The sequence below is a fragment of the Curtobacterium sp. PhB190 genome, from assembly GCF_004365385.1.
GTDB lineage: Bacteria > Actinomycetota > Actinomycetes > Actinomycetales > Microbacteriaceae > Curtobacterium.
Genome location: NZ_SODN01000002.1, coordinates 262,701 through 285,191, shown reverse-complemented (window position 1 = coordinate 285,191; position 22,491 = coordinate 262,701). Strand labels below are relative to the sequence as shown.

General features: G+C 69.6%; 20 protein-coding genes. 9 read left to right on the top strand and 11 right to left on the bottom strand.

Annotation, left to right across the window (positions count from 1 at the left end; all coding sequences use genetic code 11):
* Window positions 1-21: 21 nt before the first annotated feature.
* Together EDF47_RS20305 and EDF47_RS04080 are read left to right on the top strand one after the other, a co-directional pair.
* Window positions 22-468, top strand: coding sequence for an NUDIX domain-containing protein (locus EDF47_RS20305; RefSeq protein ID WP_132099938.1), 447 nt, complete (start codon window positions 22-24; stop codon window positions 466-468).
* 148 nt (window positions 469-616) lie between these two features.
* Entirely contained in the window at window positions 617-2,671 is a 2,055-nt protein-coding gene (locus EDF47_RS04080; protein ID WP_243834003.1) for a transglycosylase domain-containing protein, read from the top strand.
* 99 nt (window positions 2,672-2,770) lie between these two features.
* Here EDF47_RS04080 and EDF47_RS04075 read toward each other — a convergent pair whose 3' ends face one another.
* The 4 genes from EDF47_RS04075 to EDF47_RS04060 are packed head-to-tail and all read right to left on the bottom strand — an operon-like array spanning window position 2,771 to window position 6,802.
* A complete protein-coding gene (locus EDF47_RS04075; protein WP_133937593.1) occupies window positions 2,771-3,781 on the bottom strand; it encodes an ABC transporter substrate-binding protein in 1,011 nt (336 codons plus the stop codon).
* A gap of 11 nt (window positions 3,782-3,792) precedes the next feature.
* Window positions 3,793-4,653 (bottom strand): ABC transporter ATP-binding protein, encoded by an 861-nt coding sequence (locus EDF47_RS04070; RefSeq protein WP_133937591.1) that lies wholly within the window; start codon window positions 4,651-4,653, stop codon window positions 3,793-3,795.
* Window positions 4,650-5,726, bottom strand: a complete 1,077-nt coding sequence (locus EDF47_RS04065) for an iron chelate uptake ABC transporter family permease subunit (RefSeq protein ID WP_243648873.1) — start codon at window positions 5,724-5,726, stop codon at window positions 4,650-4,652. Before EDF47_RS04065 ends, EDF47_RS04070 begins: the two co-directional genes overlap by 4 nt.
* On the bottom strand, window positions 5,723-6,802 hold the full coding sequence (locus EDF47_RS04060; RefSeq protein ID WP_243834002.1) for an iron ABC transporter permease: 1,080 nt from the start codon (window positions 6,800-6,802) through the stop codon (window positions 5,723-5,725). The genes EDF47_RS04065 and EDF47_RS04060 overlap by 4 nt, the downstream gene beginning before the upstream one ends.
* A 28-nt stretch (window positions 6,803-6,830) precedes the next feature.
* Here EDF47_RS04060 and EDF47_RS04055 point away from each other — a divergent pair, with 28 nt between their 5' ends.
* The gene (locus tag EDF47_RS04055) at window positions 6,831-7,670 is read left to right on the top strand and encodes a siderophore-interacting protein (RefSeq protein ID WP_133937587.1); all 840 of its coding nucleotides are present in this window, start codon (window positions 6,831-6,833) and stop codon (window positions 7,668-7,670) included.
* A 183-nt stretch (window positions 7,671-7,853) separates the two neighbouring features.
* Here EDF47_RS04055 and EDF47_RS04050 read toward each other — a convergent pair whose 3' ends face one another.
* The 3 genes from EDF47_RS04050 to EDF47_RS04040 form a co-directional block, all read right to left on the bottom strand.
* Window positions 7,854-8,768, bottom strand: coding sequence for a carbohydrate ABC transporter permease (locus EDF47_RS04050; RefSeq protein WP_133937585.1), 915 nt, complete (start codon window positions 8,766-8,768; stop codon window positions 7,854-7,856).
* Window position 8,769: 1 nt separating this feature from the next.
* Window positions 8,770-9,741 (bottom strand): sugar ABC transporter permease, encoded by a 972-nt coding sequence (locus EDF47_RS04045; protein WP_111086244.1) that lies wholly within the window; start codon window positions 9,739-9,741, stop codon window positions 8,770-8,772.
* Between the two features lie 84 nt (window positions 9,742-9,825).
* Window positions 9,826-11,181 carry an extracellular solute-binding protein gene (locus tag EDF47_RS04040; protein WP_111086245.1) on the bottom strand — a complete coding sequence of 452 codons (1,356 nt, stop codon included), beginning with the start codon at window positions 11,179-11,181 and terminating at the stop codon, window positions 9,826-9,828.
* A gap of 308 nt (window positions 11,182-11,489) precedes the next feature.
* Here EDF47_RS04040 and EDF47_RS04035 point away from each other — a divergent pair, with 308 nt between their 5' ends.
* The gene (locus EDF47_RS04035; RefSeq protein WP_133937584.1) at window positions 11,490-12,995 is read left to right on the top strand and encodes an alpha-N-arabinofuranosidase; all 1,506 of its coding nucleotides are present in this window, start codon (window positions 11,490-11,492) and stop codon (window positions 12,993-12,995) included.
* 355 nt (window positions 12,996-13,350) lie between these two features.
* On the opposite strand, the gene EDF47_RS04030 is transcribed toward EDF47_RS04035, so the two are convergent.
* Window positions 13,351-14,385: a LacI family DNA-binding transcriptional regulator gene (locus EDF47_RS04030; protein WP_123292307.1), complete on the bottom strand. Its 1,035-nt coding sequence runs from the start codon at window positions 14,383-14,385 to the stop codon at window positions 13,351-13,353.
* 191 nt (window positions 14,386-14,576) lie between these two features.
* On the opposite strand from EDF47_RS04030, the gene EDF47_RS04025 reads away from it, so the two are divergent.
* The 4 genes from EDF47_RS04025 to EDF47_RS04010 all read left to right on the top strand — a co-directional run bounded on the left by EDF47_RS04025 (window position 14,577) and on the right by EDF47_RS04010 (window position 19,845).
* On the top strand, window positions 14,577-15,524 hold the full coding sequence (locus EDF47_RS04025) for a sugar ABC transporter permease (RefSeq protein WP_133937582.1): 948 nt from the start codon (window positions 14,577-14,579) through the stop codon (window positions 15,522-15,524).
* Window positions 15,521-16,510 carry a carbohydrate ABC transporter permease gene (locus tag EDF47_RS04020; RefSeq protein WP_208320961.1) on the top strand — a complete coding sequence of 330 codons (990 nt, stop codon included), beginning with the start codon at window positions 15,521-15,523 and terminating at the stop codon, window positions 16,508-16,510. The genes EDF47_RS04025 and EDF47_RS04020 overlap by 4 nt, the downstream gene beginning before the upstream one ends.
* A gap of 100 nt (window positions 16,511-16,610) precedes the next feature.
* Complete coding sequence (locus tag EDF47_RS04015; protein ID WP_173169216.1) at window positions 16,611-17,945, top strand: sugar ABC transporter substrate-binding protein; 1,335 nt, start codon at window positions 16,611-16,613, stop codon at window positions 17,943-17,945.
* Between the two features lie 70 nt (window positions 17,946-18,015).
* Window positions 18,016-19,845, top strand: coding sequence for a beta-galactosidase family protein (locus EDF47_RS04010; protein ID WP_133937992.1), 1,830 nt, complete (start codon window positions 18,016-18,018; stop codon window positions 19,843-19,845).
* An 88-nt stretch (window positions 19,846-19,933) separates the two neighbouring features.
* Here the strand turns inward: EDF47_RS04010 and EDF47_RS04005 are convergent, their stop codons facing one another.
* Entirely contained in the window at window positions 19,934-20,398 is a 465-nt protein-coding gene (locus EDF47_RS04005) for a hypothetical protein (protein WP_133937990.1), read from the bottom strand.
* On the bottom strand, window positions 20,395-20,694 hold the full coding sequence (locus EDF47_RS04000) for a biopolymer transporter Tol (RefSeq protein ID WP_133937988.1): 300 nt from the start codon (window positions 20,692-20,694) through the stop codon (window positions 20,395-20,397). The genes EDF47_RS04005 and EDF47_RS04000 overlap by 4 nt, the downstream gene beginning before the upstream one ends.
* Window positions 20,695-20,738: 44 nt before the next feature.
* On the opposite strand from EDF47_RS04000, the gene EDF47_RS03995 reads away from it, so the two are divergent.
* The gene (locus tag EDF47_RS03995; protein ID WP_133937986.1) at window positions 20,739-21,812 is read left to right on the top strand and encodes a spore photoproduct lyase family protein; all 1,074 of its coding nucleotides are present in this window, start codon (window positions 20,739-20,741) and stop codon (window positions 21,810-21,812) included.
* Here EDF47_RS03995 and EDF47_RS03990 read toward each other — a convergent pair.
* Window positions 21,800-22,456, bottom strand: a complete 657-nt coding sequence (locus EDF47_RS03990; protein ID WP_133937984.1) for a TetR/AcrR family transcriptional regulator — start codon at window positions 22,454-22,456, stop codon at window positions 21,800-21,802. The two genes, EDF47_RS03995 and EDF47_RS03990, sit on opposite strands and share 13 nt — an antisense overlap.
* Window positions 22,457-22,491 lie beyond the last annotated feature (35 nt).

The window sequence follows — 22,491 nt, the reverse complement described above, 5'->3', positions numbered from 1 at the left end:
CGCCGGTGGCAGAGTGGCGTGATGGGGAGCATCCGGAACATCTCGGTCGGGCTGCCGACCAAGGACGGCCACGTGCTGCTGTCCGAGTCGTTCGACCAGATGCGCTGCCTGCGCTTTCACCGTGCAGTCGGCGGCGGCATCGAGTTCGGCGAGACCGCGGTCCAGGCGCTCCGTCGCGAGTTCCGCGAGGAGCTCGACGTCGCCCTCGACGAGGTCCGGCTGCTCGGTGTCCTCGAGAACCTGTTCGAGTACGAGGGGCAGCCCGGGCACGAGTACGTCCACGTGTTCGCCGTCCGGTCGGCGGAGCTGGACGCGGTGCCGCTGGACGCTGAACTCGTGGTGCTGGACGAGGGCGGCCCGGTGCGCTGGGTACCCGTCGACACGGACGTCCCGGTGTTCCCGGACGGCGTGCTCGACCTGCTCGCAGGCACCATCCCGGCGACGCAAGGTGACCACTCGACCCACTGACGTCACGATCCCGTCACGACGGGCGCATTCCCAGCGGACACGGCGGTGTTCCGCGGCGAAGTCCCGGCGACCGCCCGAGAACGGCTGGGACGCTCCCGAACTACCGCGCCAGATCGGTGCGGTGATGCACCACGGGGGATCCAGAGCGATGACGATGAGACGTGCAGGGGGAGCCGCGCTCGGCTTCGTGGGCGGCAGTGTGCTCGCCGGGTTGATGGTCGGTGTGGGCGTGACGCCGATGATCGCGGTCGCCGGGGTGAGCACGACGTCGGCGATCGGGGTGTTCGAGTCGCTGCCGGAGCACATCGAGATCGGGGACCTGCCGCAGCGCAACCAGGTCTGGGCGTACCGCGGTGGCGAACCGGTGCACCTGGCGAACGTGTGGGCGCAAGACCGGCAGGAGCTGTCGTTCGACCAGATCAGCGACCAGCTGAAGCACGCTGCGGTCGACGGCGAGGACAAGCGGTTCTACGAGACCGGTGGTGTGGACGCGACGTCGATGGTCCGCTCCCTGGTGAGTGTTGCCGCGTCGCAGGGCGAGGGCGGATCGGGCGGCTCGACGCTCACGATGCAGCTCGTCCGGAACATCAAGATCCAGCGGGCGAGCGAGCTGCCGACGCTCGAGGAGCAGAAGGCCGGCTACGAGGAGGCGACGAAGCGGTCGCCGCAGCGGAAGCTCGCCGAGATGAAGCTCGCGATCGGCCTGGCGAAGAAGTACACCAAGGAGCAGATCCTGACGGCTTACCTGAACATCGCGTACTTCGGCGACCAGACCTACGGTGTGCAGTCGGCCGCGCAGCACTACTACGGCAAGTCCGCCACCGACCTGACCCCGGCCGAGGCGGCATCGCTCATCGCGATCGTGCAGTGGCCGGAGCGCCGCGACCTGTCCACGCCGGACCACTACCGCGACAACGCCGCGCGGCGGAACGTGATCCTCCGCTCGATGCACGAGCAGGGGCACCTGACGACCGACGAGTACCGCACGGCACGGCTGTCGCGGCTGGCCGATTACGTCCGGATCACCGCGCCGCAGCAGGGGTGCGAGGCCGTCGAGACCGGGGCGGAGTTCTTCTGCGACTACGCCAAGCGCGTCGCAGCGCGGCTGCCGCAGCTCGGCGCGACGAAGCAGCAGCGCGCCGATGCCTGGCGGACGGGTGGGTATCGCATCCAGACGACGCTCGACCTCGACCTGAACGCGAAGCAGAAGGAACTGCTCGACCGGTACGACCCGAAGACCGAGACGCGTCTCGCGTTGGGCGCGACGCTGAACACCGTCGAGGCGGGCACCGGCCGGGTGCTCACGATGGCGCAGAACACCGACTACGACCGGTCGGAGCAGGCGCCACCGACGGCGACGTCGCTGAACTACGCCGTCGACCAGGCCGACGGAGATTCGACGGGCTTCCAGACCGGCTCGACGTACAAGATGTTCACGCTGCTGGCGTGGCTCGAGGCCGGCCGCAGCCCGGACACGGTCGTGAACGGTACGCCGCACCCGCAGAGCACGTGGACGGCGTGCGGCGAGCAGACGACGGCCTTCTGGCAGCCGAAGAACGACTCGCAGGGCCAGAAGGGGCCGTACTCGGTGCGCTCCGCCACGGCCCAGTCCGTGAACGCCGCGTACCAGTCGATGGCGGCGCAGCTCGACCTGTGCGACATCCGCGACGTCGCGAAGCGGCTCGGCGTGCACCTTGCGGCCGGCGGCGAGCTGCCGTGGAACCCCGCGTCGCTGCTCGGCACCGAGAGCATCGCGCCGCTGACGATGGCGGCGGCGTACGCGGGCGTCGCGAACGGTGGTCGGTACTGCGCGCCGGTCGTCATCGACCAGGTCACCGCACCGGACGGCACGGAGCTCGGCGGGCAGCCGCGCACCTGCTCGCAGGCCGTCTCGCCGCAGACCGCGGCGACGGCCTTCGAGGTCATGCAGGGCGCGTTCCGGGGCGGCACGGCGAGTGGCGGCCAGACCCCGGACGGCACCACGCTGTTCGGCAAGACCGGAACGGCCGACGCCGCCGACCAGGTGTGGTTGGTCGGCGGGAGCTCGCGTGCTGTGACCGCGTACTGGCAGGGCAACACCGACGGCGGGAAGCACAACCTGCGGTACTACTCGAACGGTCAGGGCGGCACCTACGCGGGGTCCCGCGCAGCGGTCTGGCGCGATGCGCAGACCGCGGTGAACGCCGCCTTGCCGGTGGGCTGACGACACCAGGCGGGGCACGTGCACGAGAACGCACCACGGACAGACGGGAGGCCCGTTGCCAGCTGGCAACGGGCCTCCCGTCTGATCGTCGGTTGCGTTCTAGGACAGCTTCTTGCTGTCCTCGAGCCAGTCCGCGAGCTCCGTCATGTAGCCGGCCTGCGAGGCGTAGTCGAGCGCCGGGAAGGTGAAGCTGTGCACCTGGCCGGCCTCGAGCGCCGCGTTGTCGGCGAAGGTCGGCTGCTTCTCGAGGTCCGCGACCTGGTAGCCCTGCTGCGACAGCAGCAGTACGTCGGCCTTGATCTGGCCCGCGTTCTCCCACGAGTAGATGCCCCAGTAGAAGCCCTTCGGCTTCGGGTTCACGAAGTCGACGCCGAACGACGAGTACATCTGCAGCAGCGGCTCGTCGGTCGGGCGGGTGACGTAGGCGCCGTCACCGTCGGCGTACATGGAGACGACCGACAGGTCCTGCTCCTTCGCGACCTTCTCGAGCTCGTCACCGGCGGTGTCGAAGCGCTTCTCGGCGGCCTCGATCGTCGACTCCTTCGCACCGAGGGACTCGCTCAGGTCGGCGATCTTCTCGATGACGTCCTCGCCCTTGCCGCCCCACTTGACCTGGACGACCGGCGCGATGGCCTCGATCTGCTTCTCCTGCTCGTTGTCCTTGAAGCCGTAGCCGGGCTGCGTGTCGTCGAGCGTGCCCTTCTCGTCGGTCGGGTAGACCGAGGTCACGACGAGGTCGGGCTTCAGTGCGGCGAGCTTCTCGAGGTCGACGTCGCCGTACCCGGTGCCGAGCTGCGTGATGCCGTCGGTGTCCAGGTCATCGAAGCGGGCGTCCTTCGCCATGGTCAGCTGGCCGAAGGTGCCGACCGGCTTCAGGCCGTACTCGATGAACGAGATCGCGATGTCGTTCAGCACGACGACGCGCTTCGGCGTGTGGTCGACCTTGACGGTCGTGCCGGTGGCGTCCTCGTAGGACCAGGCCTTCGACGCCGCGGTGTCACCGTCGGAGTCGTTCGAGTCGGTGCTCGAGCAGCCGGCGAGGAGGAGGGCCGAGACGGCCACGGAGGTCAGGAGAGTGGCTCGGAGGGAGCCGCGTCGGGAGAGCTTCACGTTAGGAGAGGCTAACCTAAGTCTGCCGCCGTCGCCAGCGCGATGTCGCGTTCGCGGTGCAGCGACGTGTCGTGCTCGTCGGCCTCGGGCACGATCATCGGGGCGCCGGTCACGGGGTCCGGGAACACGCGCGCGTGCAGCCCGAAGGCGTGCTCGAGCAACGCGGGGGTCAGTACCTCGTGCGGTGCGCCGTCGGCAGCGACCCCGCCGTCGTGCAGCACGACGAGCCGGTCGGAGAACCGGGCCGCGAGCGACAGGTCGTGCAGGACCATCACGATGGTGGAACCCTGCTCGCGGTTGAGCCGGCGCACCAGGCGCAGGACCTCGAGCTGGTGCGCGAGGTCCAGGTAGGTCGTCGGTTCGTCGAGCAGCAACGTGTCGGCCTGCTGCGCCACCACCAGGGCGATCCATGCACGCTGTCGCTGGCCACCCGACAGGCTCGCGACGTCGCGGTGTGCGACGTCGGTCAGGCCGGTCGCCGCGATGGCCTGCTCCGCGACGTCGGCGTCGTCCGCGGTCCACGGCTTCGCCCACGACTGGTGCGGGTTGCGGCCGCGCATCACCAGGTCGAGCACGCTCGTGCCGGCGGGGGCGACGGGCGACTGCGGCAGGATCGCGAGCTTCCGCGCGACCTGGCGGTTCGGTTCCTTGCGGATCGGGGAACCGTCGAGCAGGACCTCGCCGGACTGCGGCTTCAGCACCCGCCCGAAGGCCTTGAGCAGGGTCGACTTGCCGCAGCCGTTCGCGCCGAGGAACGTCGTCACGGTGCCGCGCTCGACGCGCAGGTCGAGATCGGTCAGCACGGGGTGCCGGTCGTAGCCGACGGACAGGCCGCGGGCTTCGAGGACCGGGGTGGACGGGGGTGTCGTCATCGGGACATCTCCTTGCGGTGACGGATGAGGAGCCAGATCAGGTACGGGGCGCCGATCACGGTCGTGATGATGCCGACGGGTACCTGCCACGGGAACGCCGATCGGGACAGCAGGTCCGCCGCGAGGACCAGCGCGGCGCCGAGCAGACCGGCGAGCAGCAGCGGTGGCCGGTTCGTCCCGGCCAGCCGGAGTCCGACCTGCGGCACCACGAACGCGACGAAGCCGACCGGTCCCGCAGCGGCGACGGCGGCGGCGGTGAGCACGACGGCCAGGGCGATCACGAGCAGGCGGTGCCGTTGGACGGCGAGCCCCACCCCGGTCGCGACCTCGTCACCGAGCTGTCCGATGCCGAGCGCCGCACTCGTTGCCAGGGCGATCGGCACCGCGACCGCGGCGACGATGAGCAGTGGCCAGACGCTCGACCACGAGGTGCTCGACAGGCTGCCGACGAGCCACTGCGACGCGGCGGTCGCGATGGTGATCTTGGCGCGGACGAGCAGGTAGCTCGTCACGGCGTCGAGGGTCGCGCTCACACCGATGCCGACCAGGATGAGCCGGTAGCTCTGCACCCCACCGCGCCAACCGAGCCCGTACACGACGGCGGCGGCGACGAGCGCACCGATCGTCGCGGCCACCGGGATCCCGCCGCTGAGCACGATCGAGGACACCGAGTACGTGCCCCCGCCGAGCACGATGGCCGCCACGGCGCCGACGCTCGCGCCCGACGTCACGCCGATGATGTCCGGGGTGCCCAGGGGGTTCCGCGTGAAGGTCTGGGTCAGTGCGCCGGCGATGCCGAGGGTCAGCCCGACGAGCGCTCCGGTGAGGACACGGGGCAGTCGGAGCGTGGTGATGATGAAGCCGTCCGGGCCGGTCTCGAGCCCGACCAGGGAGCGGAGCACGATGCCCGGGGCGATCCAGGTCGAGCCGATCGCCACACCGAGGACGACGAGCGCCAGGACCAGACCGAGCGAGGCCACCGTGTACCAGAACACCCGCGGGCGCCAGGCGAGGCCGATCGGACCGATGCGGACACCGGAACGGCCGGGCGCGCGGACCGCAGCGCCCGTCACAGGGACACCAGCGATCGGCGACGGGCGACGGCGACGAACACGGGGCCGCCGATGACGGCCAGGACGATGCCGACCTCGACCTCCGAGAACCCGCCGATCAGGCGTCCGACGACGTCGGCGAGCAGCACGAGCGCCGCTCCGACGAGCCCGGAGACCGGCAGGGTCCACCGGTGCCCGGTGCCGACGAGGGCTCGGGCGACGTGCGGCACGGTCAGGCCGACGAAGCCGATCGGCCCGGCGGCGGCGGTCGCACCGGCTGCGAGCAACGTGATGGCCCCGAGCCCGACGAGCCGCGCGACGAGCACGTTCTCGCCCAGGCCCCTGGCCAGGTCCGAGCCGAGCCCGAGCGCATCGAGTGCCCGGACGTTCAGGATCGCGAGCACCAGCCCGGCGACCAGGAACGGCCACACCGCGCCGAGGATGTCGAGTTGGCGTGCGGCGAGGGAACCGACGACCCACAGCCGGTACGCGTCGAGCGAGTCCTGGTCGGTCAGGACGACGAACGAGGTCAGCGCGCCCAACAGGGCCGAGACGGCAGCGCCAGCGAGGGCGAGGGGGACCGGGCTGGCCGTCCCGCTGCCCGCGATCGTCACCGAGAACACCACGACGCTCGCGACCAGTGCGCCGCCGAGGGCGAACCACACCGTCGCGCCGGTGCTCGTGACCCCGAACACGTAGACGCCGAGGACGACGGCGAGCCCGGCGCCCGACGAGACGCCGAACAGTCCGGGGTCGGCGAGCGGGTTGCGCGTGTGTCCCTGCATCAGGAGTCCCGCGATCCCCAGCGCCGCACCGACTGCGGCACCGATGAGCGTGCGCGGGACCCGGGAGCCCCAGACGATCGCCTCGTCTGTGGTCGACCCGGTCCGGAAGAGGCCGTCGAGCACCCGGTCGACGCTGATCCGGTTGCTGCCGAGGAGCATGCTCGCGACCGCCACCAGGACCAGCACGACGACCAGTCCGGCGATCACCAGGACGCGGCGGCGGACGGCGGTGCGGTGGACACCGAGGGCTGCTGACGCATCGGCGGTGCGGGCCTCCGAGACGGAAGCCAGGGCAGGGGAGGGGGCTGGCACGGAGAACATCTTAGGTTAGCCTTGCCTCATGGCGAAGACTCCGCGGCTCCTGCCCGAGAATCCCCGGCTCTTCCGTGCCCGAGTCCTGCGGACCGAGCGCACGACGCCGTCGATGCAGCGCGTCACCGTCACCGGCGACGACCTGCACGAGTTCCCGTTCCTCGGCTTCGACCACTGGTTCCGCCTGTTCACCGGGCGTCCGGACCAGGACGCGTTCCGGATGCCGGACCTCGACGGCAAGAAGTGGTGGCCGACGTTCCTGGCCATCCCCGAGGACGTCCGCCCACACTGCGCGAACTACACCGTCGCCGCGTTCCGCCCGATGCCCGACGGCACCGCCGAGATGGACATCGACTTCGTCGTGCACACCGACGCCGACGGCGAGCCCGAGGGCCGTGCCGCGATCTGGGCCTGCGGCGCCCGCCCCGGCGACCAGCTGGCGATGCTCGACCAGGGCTGCATCTTCGACTGCCCGGAGGACACCAGCGAGATCGTGATCGCGGCCGAGGAGACCGGCCTGCCCGGCGTGCTCGGCATCGCCGCATCGCTGCCCCGGAACGCCGTCGGACGCATCATCCAAGAGGTCCCCACCGCCGGCGACGTCCGCGAGATCGACGCACCGGCCGGGGTCGCGGTCACGTGGATCGTCCGCGACGAGGTCGACCACCACGCCGTCCCGGGCCGCGCCGCGCTCGCCGAACTGCAGCGGCACGTGCCCGTCGACGACCGCGGGTACGCCTTCGTGGTCGGCGAGTCGACCCTCGCCACCGAGGGCCGCCGGCACCTGCACCGTGCGGGTCTGCCGAAGGCGCGCATCACGTTCTCGGGCTTCTGGAAGCACGAGGCCAAGGAGTCCGTCTCCGCCTGAGCGGTGCCCGTTCCTTCCCATGGCGTGTGCGATGCCTGGTGCTTTCGGGCGTACCGTCACGAAACTTCTCGCCAGGTACGCCCGTTTCCGCCAGCTACGCCCGCGCCTGAGACGCGACCAGCACGACGGACGGGAGGCCCGGTGCCAGCTGGCACCGGGCCTCCCGTCCGTCGTGGGGTGGCGTCAGCCCTTGAGGCCGGAACCCGTCACGCCCTCCACGATCTGCCGCTGGAAGATCAGGTAGAGGATGATCAGCGGCAACGCCGCGAGGATCGCTCCGGCCTGGATGTCCGCGTAGCGCTGACCGAAGCTGCCCTGGACCGTGGCGAGCCCGACCGGGATCGTCATGAGGTCCGGGTTCGACAGCACGAACAGCGGCAGCAGCAGGTTGTTCCAGACGCCGACGAACGTCAGGATCGTCACCGCGGCGATCACCGGACGCGACAGCGGCAGGATGACCGACCAGTAGATCTTCCAGATGTTGGCACCGTCGATGCGAGCCGCTTCCTCCAGCTCCTTCGGGATGCCGTCGAAGAACTGCTTGAAGATGAACACCGCGATCACGGCGGGCACCTGCGGGAAGATGACCGACCAGTAGGTGTTCAGCAGGCCGACGGCGTTGAGCTCCTGGAAGATCGGGATGATCAGGACCTGCGTCGGGATCATGATCCCGAGGATGATGAGCAGGAACGCGATGTTCCGACCGCGGAACACCAAGCGGGACAGCGCGAACGCCGCCATCGAGGCGAACATGACCGTCAGGATGGCCGTGATCACGCTCGTGATGGCGCTGGCGAGGTACCAGTTCCAGATGTCGCCGGCCTGGAACAGTGCCGCGTAGGAGTGCAGCGTCGGGTTCCAGTTCGACAGGATCGAGTTCGCGCCGAGGGCGGCGACGCCGTTGTCGGACAGCGACGTCTTCAGGGCGAACAGGCTGGGGATGAGCCAGATGATCGCGAAGACGATCAGGATGATCCCGGCGACCAGGTTGAAGCCCTTGCCGGAGACGCCGATCTTGGCGGCGTTCGCGGGGGCGGCGGCCGAGACGCCGGTGCGGAGCTTGGCTCGGCCGGTGGTGATGCTCTCGGTGGCGGTCATGTCAGGCCCCGATCTCTCGCTTGGCGGCAGCGCGCTCGACGAGCTGCCGGATGACCGCGATCGCGACGATCACGATGAACAGGAGCACCGACGCTGCCGAAGCGGCACCGAGTCGGTTGTCGGTGAAGCCGACGCCCGTGATGAGCTGCAGCGAGACCTGGGTGGAGATGCCCGGTCCGCCGTTCGTCATCAGGTACACCTGGTCGAAGATCTTCAGGCTCGCGATGATCTGCAACAGGATGACCAGCGTCGTGGTGCGGCCGAGCAGCGGCAGCGTGATCGACTTGATCTGCTGCCAGTTCGACGCACCGTCGACGGCGGCCGCTTCGTACAGTTCGCGCGGGATCTCCTGCAGACCGGCCAGGTAGAGCACGAAGTTGAAGCCGAGGGTCCACCAGACGGTGGCGATCGCGACACCGATCATCGCGGTGTTCGGGCTGGACAGCATGCCGGAGCCCGGGGTGAGGCCGATCGCCGACTGCATGCTCGCCCACAGGCCGGTCGCCGGCGTGAAGATGAACACCCAGATGAGCGAGATCGTTGCCGACGGCAGGATGAACGGCAGGAAGAACGCCAGTCGGAAGAACCACTGGCCGCGGTTCATCCGGTTCGTCAGCACGGCGAAGACGAACGCCAGGATGACGAGCGGCGGCGTCGTGTACAGCGTGAACTGCAGCGTGTGCCAGAGCGACGACCAGAAGTCGGAGCGTCCGAGCATCTCGGCGTAGTTCGCGAACCCGGCGAAGCTGCCGAGGCCCGTGCGGACGGTCGAGGTGTTGAAGAAGCTCGAGACGATCATCCAGACCGTCGGGCCGAGCAGGAAGGCCGCGTAGAACAGGCCGAACGGGGCGAGGAAGAGCCAGCCGCTGCGGCCCTGGCCACGGGTGAGGCTGGTGCCGTAGGTGCGGTTCCGGCGCGGACGCGACGCGGTGGCCGCGTCCGTGGGCCGGTCGAGGACAGGTGCTGTGGTCACGTCATCGTGCCTTTCGCGCGGTGTTCACGGCGATCGCGTGGGTCGTGTGCCCGGAGCGTACGAGCCGGGCGGTCGTGTGCCCGGTCACAGCGGGCTCGGGGTGTTCAGGTAGGTTGCGAGCTGCGACTTGATGGCACTGAGCGCCTGTGCGGGCGACGAGCTGCCCTGCTGCACGAGCGCCAGCTGGGCGCCGACGGTGCCCTCGAAGGTCGAGCCGGAGCCGCCGTACCAGGCGGGGTCGTCGAACACGGCGGTCTCGGCTGCGGCCGCGTAGTTCGACTGTGGCTTGAGCTCCTTGTAGGCGCTGCTGTCGAAGGTCGGGATGTAGGCGGGGACGTGCCCACCCTCGGCCCAGGTCAGGCTCTGCTCGAGCATCTGCTTGATGAAGAGCATGTGCTGCTTGCGCTGCTCCGGCGTGCGGTCCTTCTTCGGCAGCACGAAGGTGTGCGAGTCCGCCTGCGTCGCGGGCTTGTCGTAGAGCTGCGGGATCGGGGCCATGCCGAACTTCAGTCCCTTGATGGACTGCGCCGTGCTGATCTCCCACTCGCCCTGCATGAAGAAGCCGGCCTTGCCGTCGAACATCAGGGACTGCGCCGTGGCGTAGTCGAGCGCCTTGTTCATCCAGCCCTGCTTGACCCACTTCTGGGTGCGGCTGGTGACCTCGTTGTAGGCGTCCTCGTTGACCGTGAGCTTCGCGCCGCCGTCGCTGATGAACGGGGTCGCGTCGTTGATCTGGTTGTACATCGTCCAGAAGAAGCGCCACGGGGTGGCGGTCTCCGGCACGACGTTGGCGACGTTGAGCGCGGTGCCGCCGGTGACCTTCGCGACGGCGGCGAGGGCGCTCTCGAACGTGTCCATGCCGGACAGGTCCTTGAGGTTGCCGTCACTGTCGAGCAGGCCCGCCTTCTTGCACACGTCAACGTTGTAGAAGAGCACGAAGGGGTGGGTGTCGAGCGGGATGGCGATGTTGTTGCCGTCGGTCTTCTGCGCCGTCCACGCCTTCTGGTTGAAGTCGGCGGCGCTCAGGCCGACGCTCGCCAGGTCCTCGGACGTGATCGGGTCGAGCAGGTCGCCGTCCCACAGCGGCTTCGCGCGGGTCAGGTGGGCGACCGCGACGTCCGGCGGCTTGTTCCCGACGGTGGCCAGTGTCAGCTTCGAGTAGTACGGGTTGCCCCACGCGAACGTGGTGGCCTGCAGCGAGCTCGATCCGCCGTGCTGCTTCGCGTAGCCGTCCTCCATCGCCTGCATGCGGAGGCCGTCACCGCCGCCGAAGAGGTTCCAGAAGACGAGCGTCTCGGGGTTGAGGGCGCTGCCGGCCAGGCCGGCCGCGATCGGGCTCGAGCACGCGGCGAGCGGCAGGACCGTCGCGGCCGCCGCTCCTGCGGCGAGGAAGCCGCGGCGCGAGAGGCGCGACGCGGGTGTTGCTGGGCGGTTCGGCATGGCATCACTCCATCGGGATGGGCCGGGCTCGGGAGCAGGGTCGGTGCTCCCGCCGGAGCATCGCTGCTCCGTTCGCGGAACACTGCTGCTCCGTGCACGAGAGCCGTGGGTCGGTGCTCCGTGAGCGCTCACATTAGCGCTCGCGAAGATCATCCGCCACCCCTTTCGCGTCGCCGTGGAACCCGGTAGCGTTTCGGTCAGGTGAGCGCTCACTTTCGTGACGGTCCGCTTCGCTACCCCTGGCGCCGGATCGAACCCGCGCACCGCACGACCCGCAGTACCCGCTCTCGCACGATCGAAGGAGATCCATGCCCCGCACACACCTCGTCCTCGACGCCGCGTTCACCGTGGGGCCGGTGCGACGTCGCCTGTTCGGCGGGTTCGTCGAGCACCTCGGCCGCCACGTCTACGACGGCATCCACGAGCCCGCGCACGAGACCGCTGACGAGCACGGCTTCCGGAAGGACGTCGTCGAGCTCGTCAAGGAACTCGGCGTCTCCGCCATCCGCTACCCCGGCGGCAACTTCGTCTCCGGCTACAAGTGGGAGGACGGCGTCGGCCCCGTCGAGCAGCGCCCGAAGCGCCTCGACCTGGCCTGGCACTCGACCGAGACCAACGAGGTCGGCCTGCACGAGTTCCAGCACTGGCTCGACCAGGTCGGTTCGGAGCTCATGCTCGCCGTGAACCTCGGCACACGCGGCACCGCCGAGGCGATCGAGCTGCTCGAGTACGCGAACATCGACGCCGGCACCGCACTGTCCGAGTACCGCAAGTCCAACGGTCGCCAGGAGCCCTTCGCCATCAAGATGTGGTGCCTCGGCAACGAGATGGACGGCCCGTGGCAGCTCGGCCACAAGAACGCCGAGGACTACGGCAAGCTCGCCGCCATGACCGCGAAGGCCATGCGCCAGATCCAGCCCGACCTCGAGCTGGTCGCCTGCGGTTCGTCCGGAGCGTCGATGCCGACGTTCGGCGAGTGGGAGCGCACCGTCCTCGAGCACACCTACGACGACGTGGACTACATCTCCGCGCACGCCTACTACGAAGAGGACAACGACCTGCCGTCGTTCCTCGCCGCCGGCGTCAACATGGACCACTTCATCAAGACGGTCACCACCGCTGCCGACCACGTGCAGGCGCAGAAGAAGTCCGACAAGCGCATCGATATCTCGTTCGACGAGTGGAACGTCTGGTCGATCACGAAGTGGCACGAGCAGGCCGCCGAGTTCACGCTCGACGAGTGGCCCGTCGCCCCGCGTCTGCTCGAGGACGTCTACACCGTCGCCGACGCCGTCGTCGTGGGTGGGCTGCTCATCTCGCTGCTCCGCCACGCGGACCGCGTCGCCTCGGCCTCGCTCGCGCAGCTCGTCAACGTCATCGGCCCGATCATGACCGAGCCCGGCGGCCCGGCCTGGCGCCAGACGACGTTCTTCCCGTTCTCGGTGACGTCGCGCCTGGCGAACGGCACGTCGCTGCAGGTCAAGGCCTCGGGTGACACCGTCGACGGCGGCAAGTACGGCGAGGTGCCGGTCGTGGACTCGGCCGCCACCGTGACCGAGGACGGCAAGGCAGCGGTCTTCCTCATCAACCGCCACCCGTCCGAGTCGACCACCGTCACGATCGACCTCGCGGGCCTGGCGGCCTCGGGCGACGTCCGTGCCGAGGGCGTCTGGGACGACGACATCCACGCCGTGAACGACCTCTCGTCCACCGAGCGCGTCGGGCTCCGCACGAACGAGACGGTCAGCCGCGACGGCGACACCATCACGATCGAGCTGCCGCCCGTGTCCTGGACCGCCGTGTCGATCGGCTGAGACGCCTCGGCGTTCGCTGCGGCGGGCGTCGAGTGAGCACAGAGGACGTCGGGCGCTCGCGCCCGACGTCCTCTGCTCGTTCGTGCGCTGGCGCGCGGCGCCGGCCGCGACTTCACGGGCCGGGCGACAGTTCACGGGGCGCGGCGCGCGTGAGGTGTCGCTGGGCGCGAAACGTGCGCGGCTGGCGGACGGGAGGACCGTGGCGGGCTGGCGCCGGGCCTCCTGTCCGGCGCGTGGCCGGTCTCACGGGCTGGGCGACAGTTCACGGGGCGCGGCGCGCGTGAGGTGTCGCTGGGCGCGAAACGTGCGCAGCGCGCAGCGCAGCGCAGCGCAGCGCGGCGCGCAGCGCAGCGCGTCAGCGCGCGGCGGGCGGCGGCGCGGTGCTCGCCCGCTCCACCAGGCGCACGGGCACCAGGTCGGGGGCGGAGGACACGGACTCGCCGTCGATCTGGGCGAGCAGGTTGGCGACGGCTCGGCGCCCGACCTCGTCGAAGGACTGGTGCACGGTGGTGAGCGGCGGCCAGAAGGAGTCGGACTCGGGGGAGTCGTCGAACCCCACCACGCTGAGCGACGACGGCACGGACCGCCCGAACTCGTGCGCGGCGCGGAGCACCCCGAGCGCGGTCTGGTCGTTGGCGGCGAAGACGGCGGTGATGTCCGGGCGTGCGGCGATGGTGAGGCCGGCGCGGTAGCCGGAATCGGTGCTCCAGCCGCCGTGGAACACCGGCGGGACGAGCCGACCGGCGCGCTCGAGGGTGTCCTGCCACGCGGCCAACCGGCGTGCGGCGGAGTACGACGAGGTCGGTCCGGCGACGTGCCAGACGGTCTCGTGGCCGAGGTCGAGCAGGTGCTGGGTGGCCTGGCGGGCGCCGTCGGTCTGGTCGGTGTCGATCGCGGGGTGGTCGGTGCTGCCGGTGGAGTCGATGATGACCATGGGCACGCCGTCGGGCAGTACCACCTCGGCCGTGTCGATGATGTGCGACTCGATGATGATCACGACGCCGTCCACGGCCTGTTCGTGCAGGCGGGAGAACGCGGAGCGCACGCCTTCTTCGGTGCGCGAGGCCATCGGCAGCAACGTGATCGTGAAGTCGGCTGCCCCGGCGGCGTCGGCGATCGCCTCGAGCGTGCGCATGTTGCCGAAGGACGCGAGCGTGAACATGATCACGCCGATGGTGCGGAAGCGCCCCGATCGCAGGGCCCGTGCGGCACGGTTGGGCCGGTAGCCCAGGGTGTCCATCGCGCGCTGCACGCGGTCGCGGGTGTCCGGGCTGACGTTGTCGAACCCGCGGGCGACGCGCGAGACGGTCTGCATCGAGACCCCGGCGGCGTCGGCGACGGCGGCCATCGAGGGGGAGCGGCGGGTGCCGGCGGGGGACTCGGTCGTCATCGGCTCGAGCTCCTTCCGTTGCGGGATCACGCAGTCTGCGTTCCCGGACGCTAGCGCATGTTGACGTTGCCATGCTATCGTCCTGACGTTCGATGTTGACGTCAACATCTGCGACCGCCAGAGCGCCCGTCACCGGGCCCGGGTCGCGGCCGAGACACCGGACACCCGAACGCAGCAGACGAAGGAGTCACATGAGCACGCTCGCAGCGCGGCCCGGCGAGGCAGCCGCAGCGCAGCCGGCAGCCCCTCGCCCGGCAGGTCGCCGGACCAAGGCGCGGGGGCGCTACACCGGCTGGCTGTTCGTCGGCCCCTTCGTGATCGTCCTGATCGCCATGCTCATCGTCCCGATCGGCTACGCCCTCTGGCTCAGCCTGTTCCGCGACCAGCTCATCGGCGGCAACCAGTTCGTCTGGTTCGCCAACTACGTTCAGCTCTTCCAGGACGCCAAGTTCTGGTCCGGCTTCGGTCGGGTCGCGATCTTCCTGGTCGTCCAGGTGCCGATCATGCTCGGGCTCGCACTCGTCGCCGCCCTCGCACTCGACAGCGCACGGCTCTGGGGCACGTCGTTCTTCCGCATCGCGGTGTTCCTGCCCTACGCCGTCCCCGGTGTCGTCGCGGCCCTGATCTGGGGCTTCATCTACGGCAACCAGTTCGGTCTGACCGGTGCGGCGAACGACGCGCTCGGCATCGACCTGCTGCAGCCGTTCAGCCCGAGCTGGGTGCTGACCTCCATCGGCAACGTGGTCACGTGGGAGTTCCTCGGCTACAACATGCTGATCTTCTACGCCGCACTCCGCACGGTGCCCGGTGAGCTGTACGAGGCCGCCGAGCTCGACGGCGCCGGCCCCCTGCGCACGGTCTTCTCGATCAAGCTCCCGGCCCTGCGCGGCCCCATGGTCATCGCCACGATCTTCTCGATCATCGGCAGCTTCCAGCTCTTCAACGAGCCGAACCTGCTGAAGACCCTGGCCCCGAACGTCATCGGCAGCGCCTTCACCCCGAACATGTACGCCTACTCGCTGTCCTTCAGCGGCCAGCAGTTCAACTACTCCGCCACCGTCGCGATCGTGATGGGCGTGATCACCGCGGTGATCGCCTACGTCGTCCAGGTCCGCGGAACCCGCCAGGAGAACCGATGAGCACCATCCAGCACCCCGCGACCGGCGCCGCCGGACCGGCCACGGTCGCGGAGGCGACCACGACGCAGCGCGACCCGCGCACCCGCTCGACCCGGGCCTCCCGGAAGGCCGAGCGCAAGGCCGAGCAGCACGTCGACGGACGCAAGCCGAAGCGTTCCGGCCTGTTGACCGCGGTCATGGTCGTCTTCGTCGTCTACTCGTTCGCGCCGCTGTTCTACCTGCTCGTGAACAGCACGAAGACGCAGGCGTCGCTGCTCTCCACGTTCGGGCTCTGGTTCGGCGGGGACTTCAACCTCTGGCAGAACATCGTCGACACCGTCACGTACAACGACGGCATCTTCCTGCAGTGGTTCGGCAACACGCTGCTCTACGTGGTCGTCGGTGCCGGTGGCGCCACCCTGCTCGCGACCGTCGCGGGCTACGGCATGGCGAAGTTCCAGTTCCCCGGACGCCGCGCAGTGTTCGCCATCGTGCTCGGTGCCATCGCGGTCCCCGGCACGGCCCTGGCGGTCCCGACCTTCCTGCTCTTCTCGCAGGTCGGCCTGACCAACACCCCGTGGTCGATCATCCTGCCGTCGCTCATCAGCCCGTTCGGCATGTACCTGATCTGGACCTACGCGGTCGACGCGATCCCCGCCGAACTCCTCGAGGCCGCCCGCATGGACGGCGCCGGCGAGTTCCGGATCTTCTTCACCATCGCGCTCCGCCTGCTCGCTCCCGGTGTCGTCACCGTCCTGCTCTTCGCGGTCGTCGCCACCTGGAACAACTACTTCCTGCCGCTCATCATGCTGAGCGACCCGAAGTGGTACCCCCTGACGGTCGGCCTGAACCAGTGGAACGCCCAGGCCACCGGGTCCGGTGCGCAGCCGATCTACAACCTCGTCGTCACGGGATCGCTCCTCACGATCATCCCGATCGTGGTCGCGTTCCTCTTCCTCCAGCGCTTCTGGCAGTCCGGCCTCGCGGCCGGGTCCGTCAAGGCCTGATCCGTCGGACGGGAGGCCCGTGGCGACCTCGCCACGCGCCATCCGGTCCGGAACGCAGCAGCCCTACCCCCCTCTCCACGAAGAAGTGAAAGGCACCCCCATGAACAAGCGTCTCCGGCGCGGGCTCAGCGCCCTCGCCATCGGCGTCACCGCCACGATCGCCCTCGCCGCCTGCGCGACCGGCGGCTCGTCGTCCGGTGGCTCGTCCGACGACATCACCAAGGCACTGAAGGACGGTGGCACCCTGACCTACTGGTCGTGGACCCCCTCCGCCAAGGCCCAGGTCGCCGCGTTCGAGAAGCAGTACCCCAAGGTGAAGGTCAAGCTCGTCAACGCCGGCACCGGCGCCGACCAGTACACCAAGCTCCAGAACACCGTGAAGGCCGGCTCGGGCGCCCCCGACGTCGCCCAGGTCGAGTACTTCGCGCTGCCGCAGTTCGCCCTGTCCGACTCGCTGCTCGACCTGTCCGGCTACGGCTTCGACTCGCTCGAGGACAAGTTCGCGAAGAGCACCTGGAGCTCGGTGTCGATCGACGACAAGGTCTACGGCCTGCCGCAGGACTCCGGCCCCATGGCGCTGTTCTACAACAAGACGGTCTTCGACAAGCACGACATCGCCGTGCCGAAGACCTGGGACGAGTACGTCGCCGCCGCGAAGAAGCTGCACGAGGCCGACCCGAACGCCTACATCGCGGCCGACTCCGGCGACGCCGGCTTCACCACGAGCATGATCGCCCAGGCCGGCGGTACCCCGTTCACCACCGACGGTGACAAGGTGACCATCAACCTGCAGGACGAGGGCTCGAAGAAGTGGACGAGCACCTGGAACGAGCTCGTCGAGCAGGGCCTGCTGTCGAAGACCGTCGGCTGGACCGATGACTGGTACAAGCAGCTCGGCAACGGTGAGATCGCCACGATGATCACCGGCGCCTGGATGCCCGGCAACCTGGAGTCCGGCGTCGCCCAGGCCTCGGGTGACTGGCGCGTCGCCCCGATGCCGACCTACGACGGCGGCACCGCCCAGACCGCGAACAACGGCGGCAGCGCCGAGGTCGTCATGAAGCAGTCGAAGAACCCGGCCCTCGCCGCGGGCTTCCTGAAGTGGCTGAACTCGTCCAAGGAGTCGACCGGCGTCTTCATGAAGTCCGGTGGGTTCCCCTCGACGACCGCTGACCTCGACTCGTCGGCCTTCCTCGACGAGAAGCCGTCCTACTTCGGTGGGCAGCAGATCAACAAGGTGCTCGTCGACGCGTCGAAGTCCTCGGACAACGACTTCACCTACCTGCCGTACCAGGTGTACGCGAACAGCGTCTACGCCGACACCGTCGGTCAGGCGTACGAGAACGGCACCTCGCTCGACGCCGGCCTCGAGGCCTGGCAGAAGGCCCTCGCCAAGTACGGCAAGGACCAGGGCTTCACGGTCTCGACCAAGTAGCACCGGCACCAACTCCCCGGGGTCGTGCGGACATCGTCCGCACGACCCCGCTGTCTGAAAGAGTCATCTCATGCGATTCGCCATCGGCGACACCGACTTCCTGCTCGACGGCGAGCCGCACCGCGTGCTGTCCGGTGCGATCCACTACTTCCGCGTACACCCCGACCTGTGGGCCGACCGGATCCGCAAGGCGAAGCTGATGGGCCTCAACACCATCGAGACCTACGTCGCCTGGAACGCGCACGCGCCGTCGCCCGGGGTCTTCGACCTGACCGGCGGGCTCGACCTCGGCCGGTTCCTCGACCTGGTCGCTGCCGAGGGGATGCACGCCATCGTCCGCCCCGGCCCCTACATCTGCGCGGAGTGGGCCAACGGCGGTCTGCCGTACTGGTTGTTCGCGGACGGCTCCGTGGGCGTCCGGCGCAACGAGCCCGGGTTCCTCGCGGCGGTCCAGACGTACCTGCAGCAGCTGGCCCCCGTGCTGGTCCCTCGGCAGATCGACCAGGGCGGGCCCATCGTCCTGGTGCAGGTCGAGAACGAGTACGGCGCCTACGGCTCCGACCCCGAGTACCTGCGTGCACTCGAGCAGATGCACCGCGACATCGGGCTGACCGTCCCGTTCACGAGCGTCGACCAGCCGATGGGCACGATGCTCGAGGACGGTTCGCTGCCGTCGCTGCACAAGACCGGCTCGTTCGGGTCGCGGTCCGCCGCGCGCCTCGAACGCCTGCGGCGGGCCCAGCCCACCGGACCCCTGATGTGCTCGGAGTTCTGGGACGGCTGGTTCGACAGCTGGGGCGAGCACCACCACACCACCTCGGCCGCGGACAGCGCAGCGGACCTCGACGTCCTGCTCGCCGCCGGTGGCTCGGTCAACATCTACATGTTCCACGGTGGCACGAACTTCGGCTTCACCAACGGCGCCAACGACAAGGGCGTCTACCGTCCGATCGCGACGTCGTACGACTACGACGCCCCGCTCGACGAGGCTGGTCGGCCCACCTCGAAGTTCCACGCCTTCCGCGCGGTCATCGAGCGCTACGCGCCCGTCCCGCCGCTCCCGGCGTCGATGGAGCCGGGTGGGTCGGGTCGACTCGCGTCCGATGGGGCGGACGGAGTCGGCCTGGAGGCCCGGATCACCCCCGCCACGGACCTCGCCGTCCGCCTCGACCGCGTCGCGTCGCTCCGCTCCCTGCTGCCCACGCTCACGACGTGGTCGGCGCACGACGAGCCGCCGACGTTCGACGCCCTCGGTGCGGCCAGCGGCTTCGTCCTGTACCGCGCCGAGGTCGACCTGCCGACCGGCGGAGTGCTGACCATCGGGGAAGAGGTCCGCGACCGCGCGATCGTGTCCGTCGACGGCGTCGTCGTCGGCGTCCTGGAGCGCGAGCACCACGACCGCGCCGTCGTCCTGCCGCCGGTGACCGGCACGCTCGAACTGCTCGTCGAGGACCAGGGCCGGGTCGACTACGGTATCCGCATCGGCGAACCGAAAGGCCTGATCGGCGGGGTCGCCGTCGACGGTGTCCCGCTGTCGCGCTGGACCGCGGCACCGTTGGCGCTCGACCCGATCGCACCGTCCGCCCTCGATGCGCTGTCCGCCGTGGAACCGGCCGACGGCGAGGTGCTCGCCGGGCCGACGTTCGCCGCGGGGTCGTTCGACCTCGACGCGGTGGACGACCGCTACCTGGCGCTCGACGGCTTCCGCAAGGGTGTCGCCTGGGTGAACGGGTTCTGCCTCGGCCGGTACTGGTCGCGCGGCCCGCAGCAGACCCTGGCGATCCCGGGGCCGGTCCTGCGCTCAGGCCGGAACGAGCTCGTCGTGTTCGAGTTGCACGCGTCGGCATCCCGCACGGCCCACTTGCTCCTCGAGCCGTCCTTGGGCCACACCGAGGGCTGACGAGGCTGGCCGCGTACCTGGTCGAAACGGGCGTACCTGGTCGGAACTTCCGACCAGGTACGCCCGATTCCGCTTTCCACCGCGGGCGTCATGGGACGTTTCGGACTTCGTGAGTCGCTGCCCACGCCCGCACCTCGAGGAGCGCCTCGCGTCGCCAGCGCCAGAGCGGGGCGAACCTCGTGCCGTCGTCCTCCCATGCTCGGGTCAGCAGCCAGATCTGCCGTCGGTGGCCGACACCGCGATCGTCGCGCCACTCGACGTACGCGTCGTCGAGCACCGCGGTGATGCCCGCACGCGGTGCGGTCCACGACGACAGGAAGCCGGAGTACCGGAGGGTTTCGTCGGACAGGTGCACGGCGACGCGACGGAGCCTGGCCGTGGCCCAGGTCCCGCCGGCGATGAAGGCGACACCGAGGACGAAGACGAACACCCGCGCCGATGCTCCGGGTACGAAGGCCACGCTCGCGAGTGCGACTCCTGTCCCGATCATCACCGGGCCGAACACGATGAGGTTCAGGATGCGGTCCAGGCGCGGCGGACGGATCGTCGTCACGGCAGAGCGTCCAGGTCGGCCAGGGCCTGCTCGGCGTCGGCGATCCGATCGGCCTCGGGGCGCGTCCACCACTCCGTGCCGCGTTCGCCCAGACCGTGCTTCGCGAGCCCGTTCCGGTGCCGTGCCGCGGCCAGCGCAGCGTCGTCGCCCGCGCGCTTCGCGGTCTTCACCGCGTTGCGCCCGCGCCCCAGGTGGGAACGGAGCGCGGCCGCGAGTTCCTCGGGCAGGGCCGGGTCGGTGCGGCGCCAGCGTCGGCCGTTCACCAAGAAGTAATGGTCGTCGGCTTCGGCGGTCATGCCCCGAGTCTGCACCGTCAGTGGTCCCCGGTAGACAGGAGTCGATGAGCAACGACCGCGCCCGCCCGATGCTCGACGTCCGTCGGATCTACGCCGAGCCCGCTGCCCTCGAACTGCAGCGCGGGCAAGAGGTGATCGGGCGCTGGCCGGACGCCGAGATCGTGCCGGTGGAGTCCCACTGGAACATCCCCGAGGTGCACGGCGATGAGCGCAACGTGCAGCGGTGGGTCCGGATCAAGACCGAGGCGCTGGTGCTCGGCGTGAAGAAGTCGTTGATCACGCGACCGAACGGCCGCTCCGCCGACTTCATCGCGCCCTCGACGGCGAACGGCTGTGCGATGGCGTGTGCGTACTGCTACGTCCCGCGGCGCAAGGGCTACAGCAACCCCGTCACGGTGTTCGCCAACATCGACCAGATCACGAAGCACGTCGCTCGCAACATCGCGAAGCAGGGGCCGAAGACCGAGCCGAACCAGTGCGATCCCGAGTCGTGGGTGTACGACATCGGCGAGAACAGCGACTGCTCGGTCGACGCGATGATCAGCGACAACGTCCGTGACCTGTGCGACCTGTTCCGGATGACCCCGACCGCGAAGGCGTCCTTCGCGACGAAGTACGTCAACCGCGAGTTGCTCGACTGGGACCCGATGGGCCGGACGCGCATCCGGTTCTCGCTCATGCCGCACGACACCGCGAAGGTCACCGACATCCGGACGAGTCCCGTCGCCGAGCGGATCGCTGCGGTGAACGAGTTCGTCGACGCCGGCTACGAGGTCCACCTCAACTTCTCGCCCGTCATCGTCACCCCGACGTGGGAGTCCGACTGGACCGAGCTGCTGCGGCAGGTCGACGACGTACTGTCACCGGCCGCCAAGGCGCAGATCGCGGCCGAGGTGATCTTCCTCACGCACAACCAACCCCTGCACGAGGTCAACCTCGGCTGGCACCCGAAGGCCGAGGACCTGCTCTGGCGCCCCGACCTGCAGGAGCAGAAGGTGTCGCAGAACGGTGCGGTGAACGTCCGCTACCGGTCCGGGATGAAGGGGCAGCTCATCGAGCGCTTCCGCGAGCTCGTCGCCGAGCACCTGCCGTCCTGTCGGATCCGCTACGCCTTCTGACGGTCGGCGGGCTGGTGACGCTCCGCCAGTGCCCGACGGACCTGGTCGCCGCGCAGGGGGCGTCCGGCCAGCACGCCGCGCGGGATGTCCGCCGCCCGGAACCCGTCGAGCACCAGGTCCACCCAGCGTCGGTACGCCTCGGGCGCGACCCGGCCGAAGGTGCGGATCGTCTCCGCGATCGACAGCTGCAGGAGTGCGACGTCGGCCAGCGTGGCGTCGGCGCGGAGGACCGCGGCCGCCTGCCCGGCTGTGAAGAGGGCGTCGATCCCGTCCTGCACGGCGATGCGGAGCCGGAGGAGTTCCGGAGCGTCGCGGTAGTCGGTGGTCATGAGTTCGCTGAACCCGGTGCGGCGCGCCTCGATCGCCGCCGTCTCGCGGACGAAGGTCGCGAAGCCCTCCCACGGGTCCGAGGCGGACAGCTCGCGGCAGTGCTCGACGAGGTCGAGCACCTCGTGCATCGGCTCGACCAGGACGGCTTCCCACAGCGCCGCTCGGGTCGGGAAGTGCCGGTACAGGGTCGCGTTGCCGAGTCCCGCTGCGACCGCGATCGGTTCCAGTGCAGCCTGGAGGCCGTGGTCGGTGAACGCGGACCGGGCCGCGTCGACGAGCGCCTGACGGTTCCGGGCGACGTCTCGGCGGGTCATGCACCGAGCCTAGATCGCGTGGCCGGGAATACGGG

Bases quoted from the DNA above. Each gene is read 5' to 3' on its own strand.
- EDF47_RS04040 (WP_111086245.1), bottom strand. From the start codon at position 11,181: ATGCCGAACCGCCCAGCAACACCCGCGTCGCGCCTCTCGCGCCGCGGC.
- EDF47_RS20305 (WP_132099938.1), top strand. From the start codon at position 22: ATGGGGAGCATCCGGAACATCTCGGTCGGGCTGCCGACCAAGGACGGC.
- EDF47_RS04070 (WP_133937591.1), bottom strand. From the start codon at position 4,653: ATGACGACACCCCCGTCCACCCCGGTCCTCGAAGCCCGCGGCCTGTCC.
- EDF47_RS04030 (WP_123292307.1), bottom strand. From the start codon at position 14,385: ATGACGACCGAGTCCCCCGCCGGCACCCGCCGCTCCCCCTCGATGGCC.
- EDF47_RS04000 (WP_133937988.1), bottom strand. From the start codon at position 20,694: ATGACCGCCGAAGCCGACGACCATTACTTCTTGGTGAACGGCCGACGC.
- EDF47_RS03995 (WP_133937986.1), top strand. From the start codon at position 20,739: ATGAGCAACGACCGCGCCCGCCCGATGCTCGACGTCCGTCGGATCTAC.
- EDF47_RS04015 (WP_173169216.1), top strand. From the start codon at position 16,611: ATGAACAAGCGTCTCCGGCGCGGGCTCAGCGCCCTCGCCATCGGCGTC.
- EDF47_RS04055 (WP_133937587.1), top strand. From the start codon at position 6,831: ATGGCGAAGACTCCGCGGCTCCTGCCCGAGAATCCCCGGCTCTTCCGT.
- EDF47_RS04020 (WP_208320961.1), top strand. From the start codon at position 15,521: ATGAGCACCATCCAGCACCCCGCGACCGGCGCCGCCGGACCGGCCACG.
- EDF47_RS03990 (WP_133937984.1), bottom strand. From the start codon at position 22,456: ATGACCCGCCGAGACGTCGCCCGGAACCGTCAGGCGCTCGTCGACGCG.
- EDF47_RS04025 (WP_133937582.1), top strand. From the start codon at position 14,577: ATGAGCACGCTCGCAGCGCGGCCCGGCGAGGCAGCCGCAGCGCAGCCG.
- EDF47_RS04010 (WP_133937992.1), top strand. From the start codon at position 18,016: ATGCGATTCGCCATCGGCGACACCGACTTCCTGCTCGACGGCGAGCCG.
- EDF47_RS04050 (WP_133937585.1), bottom strand. From the start codon at position 8,768: ATGACCGCCACCGAGAGCATCACCACCGGCCGAGCCAAGCTCCGCACC.
- EDF47_RS04035 (WP_133937584.1), top strand. From the start codon at position 11,490: ATGCCCCGCACACACCTCGTCCTCGACGCCGCGTTCACCGTGGGGCCG.
- EDF47_RS04080 (WP_243834003.1), top strand. From the start codon at position 617: ATGACGATGAGACGTGCAGGGGGAGCCGCGCTCGGCTTCGTGGGCGGC.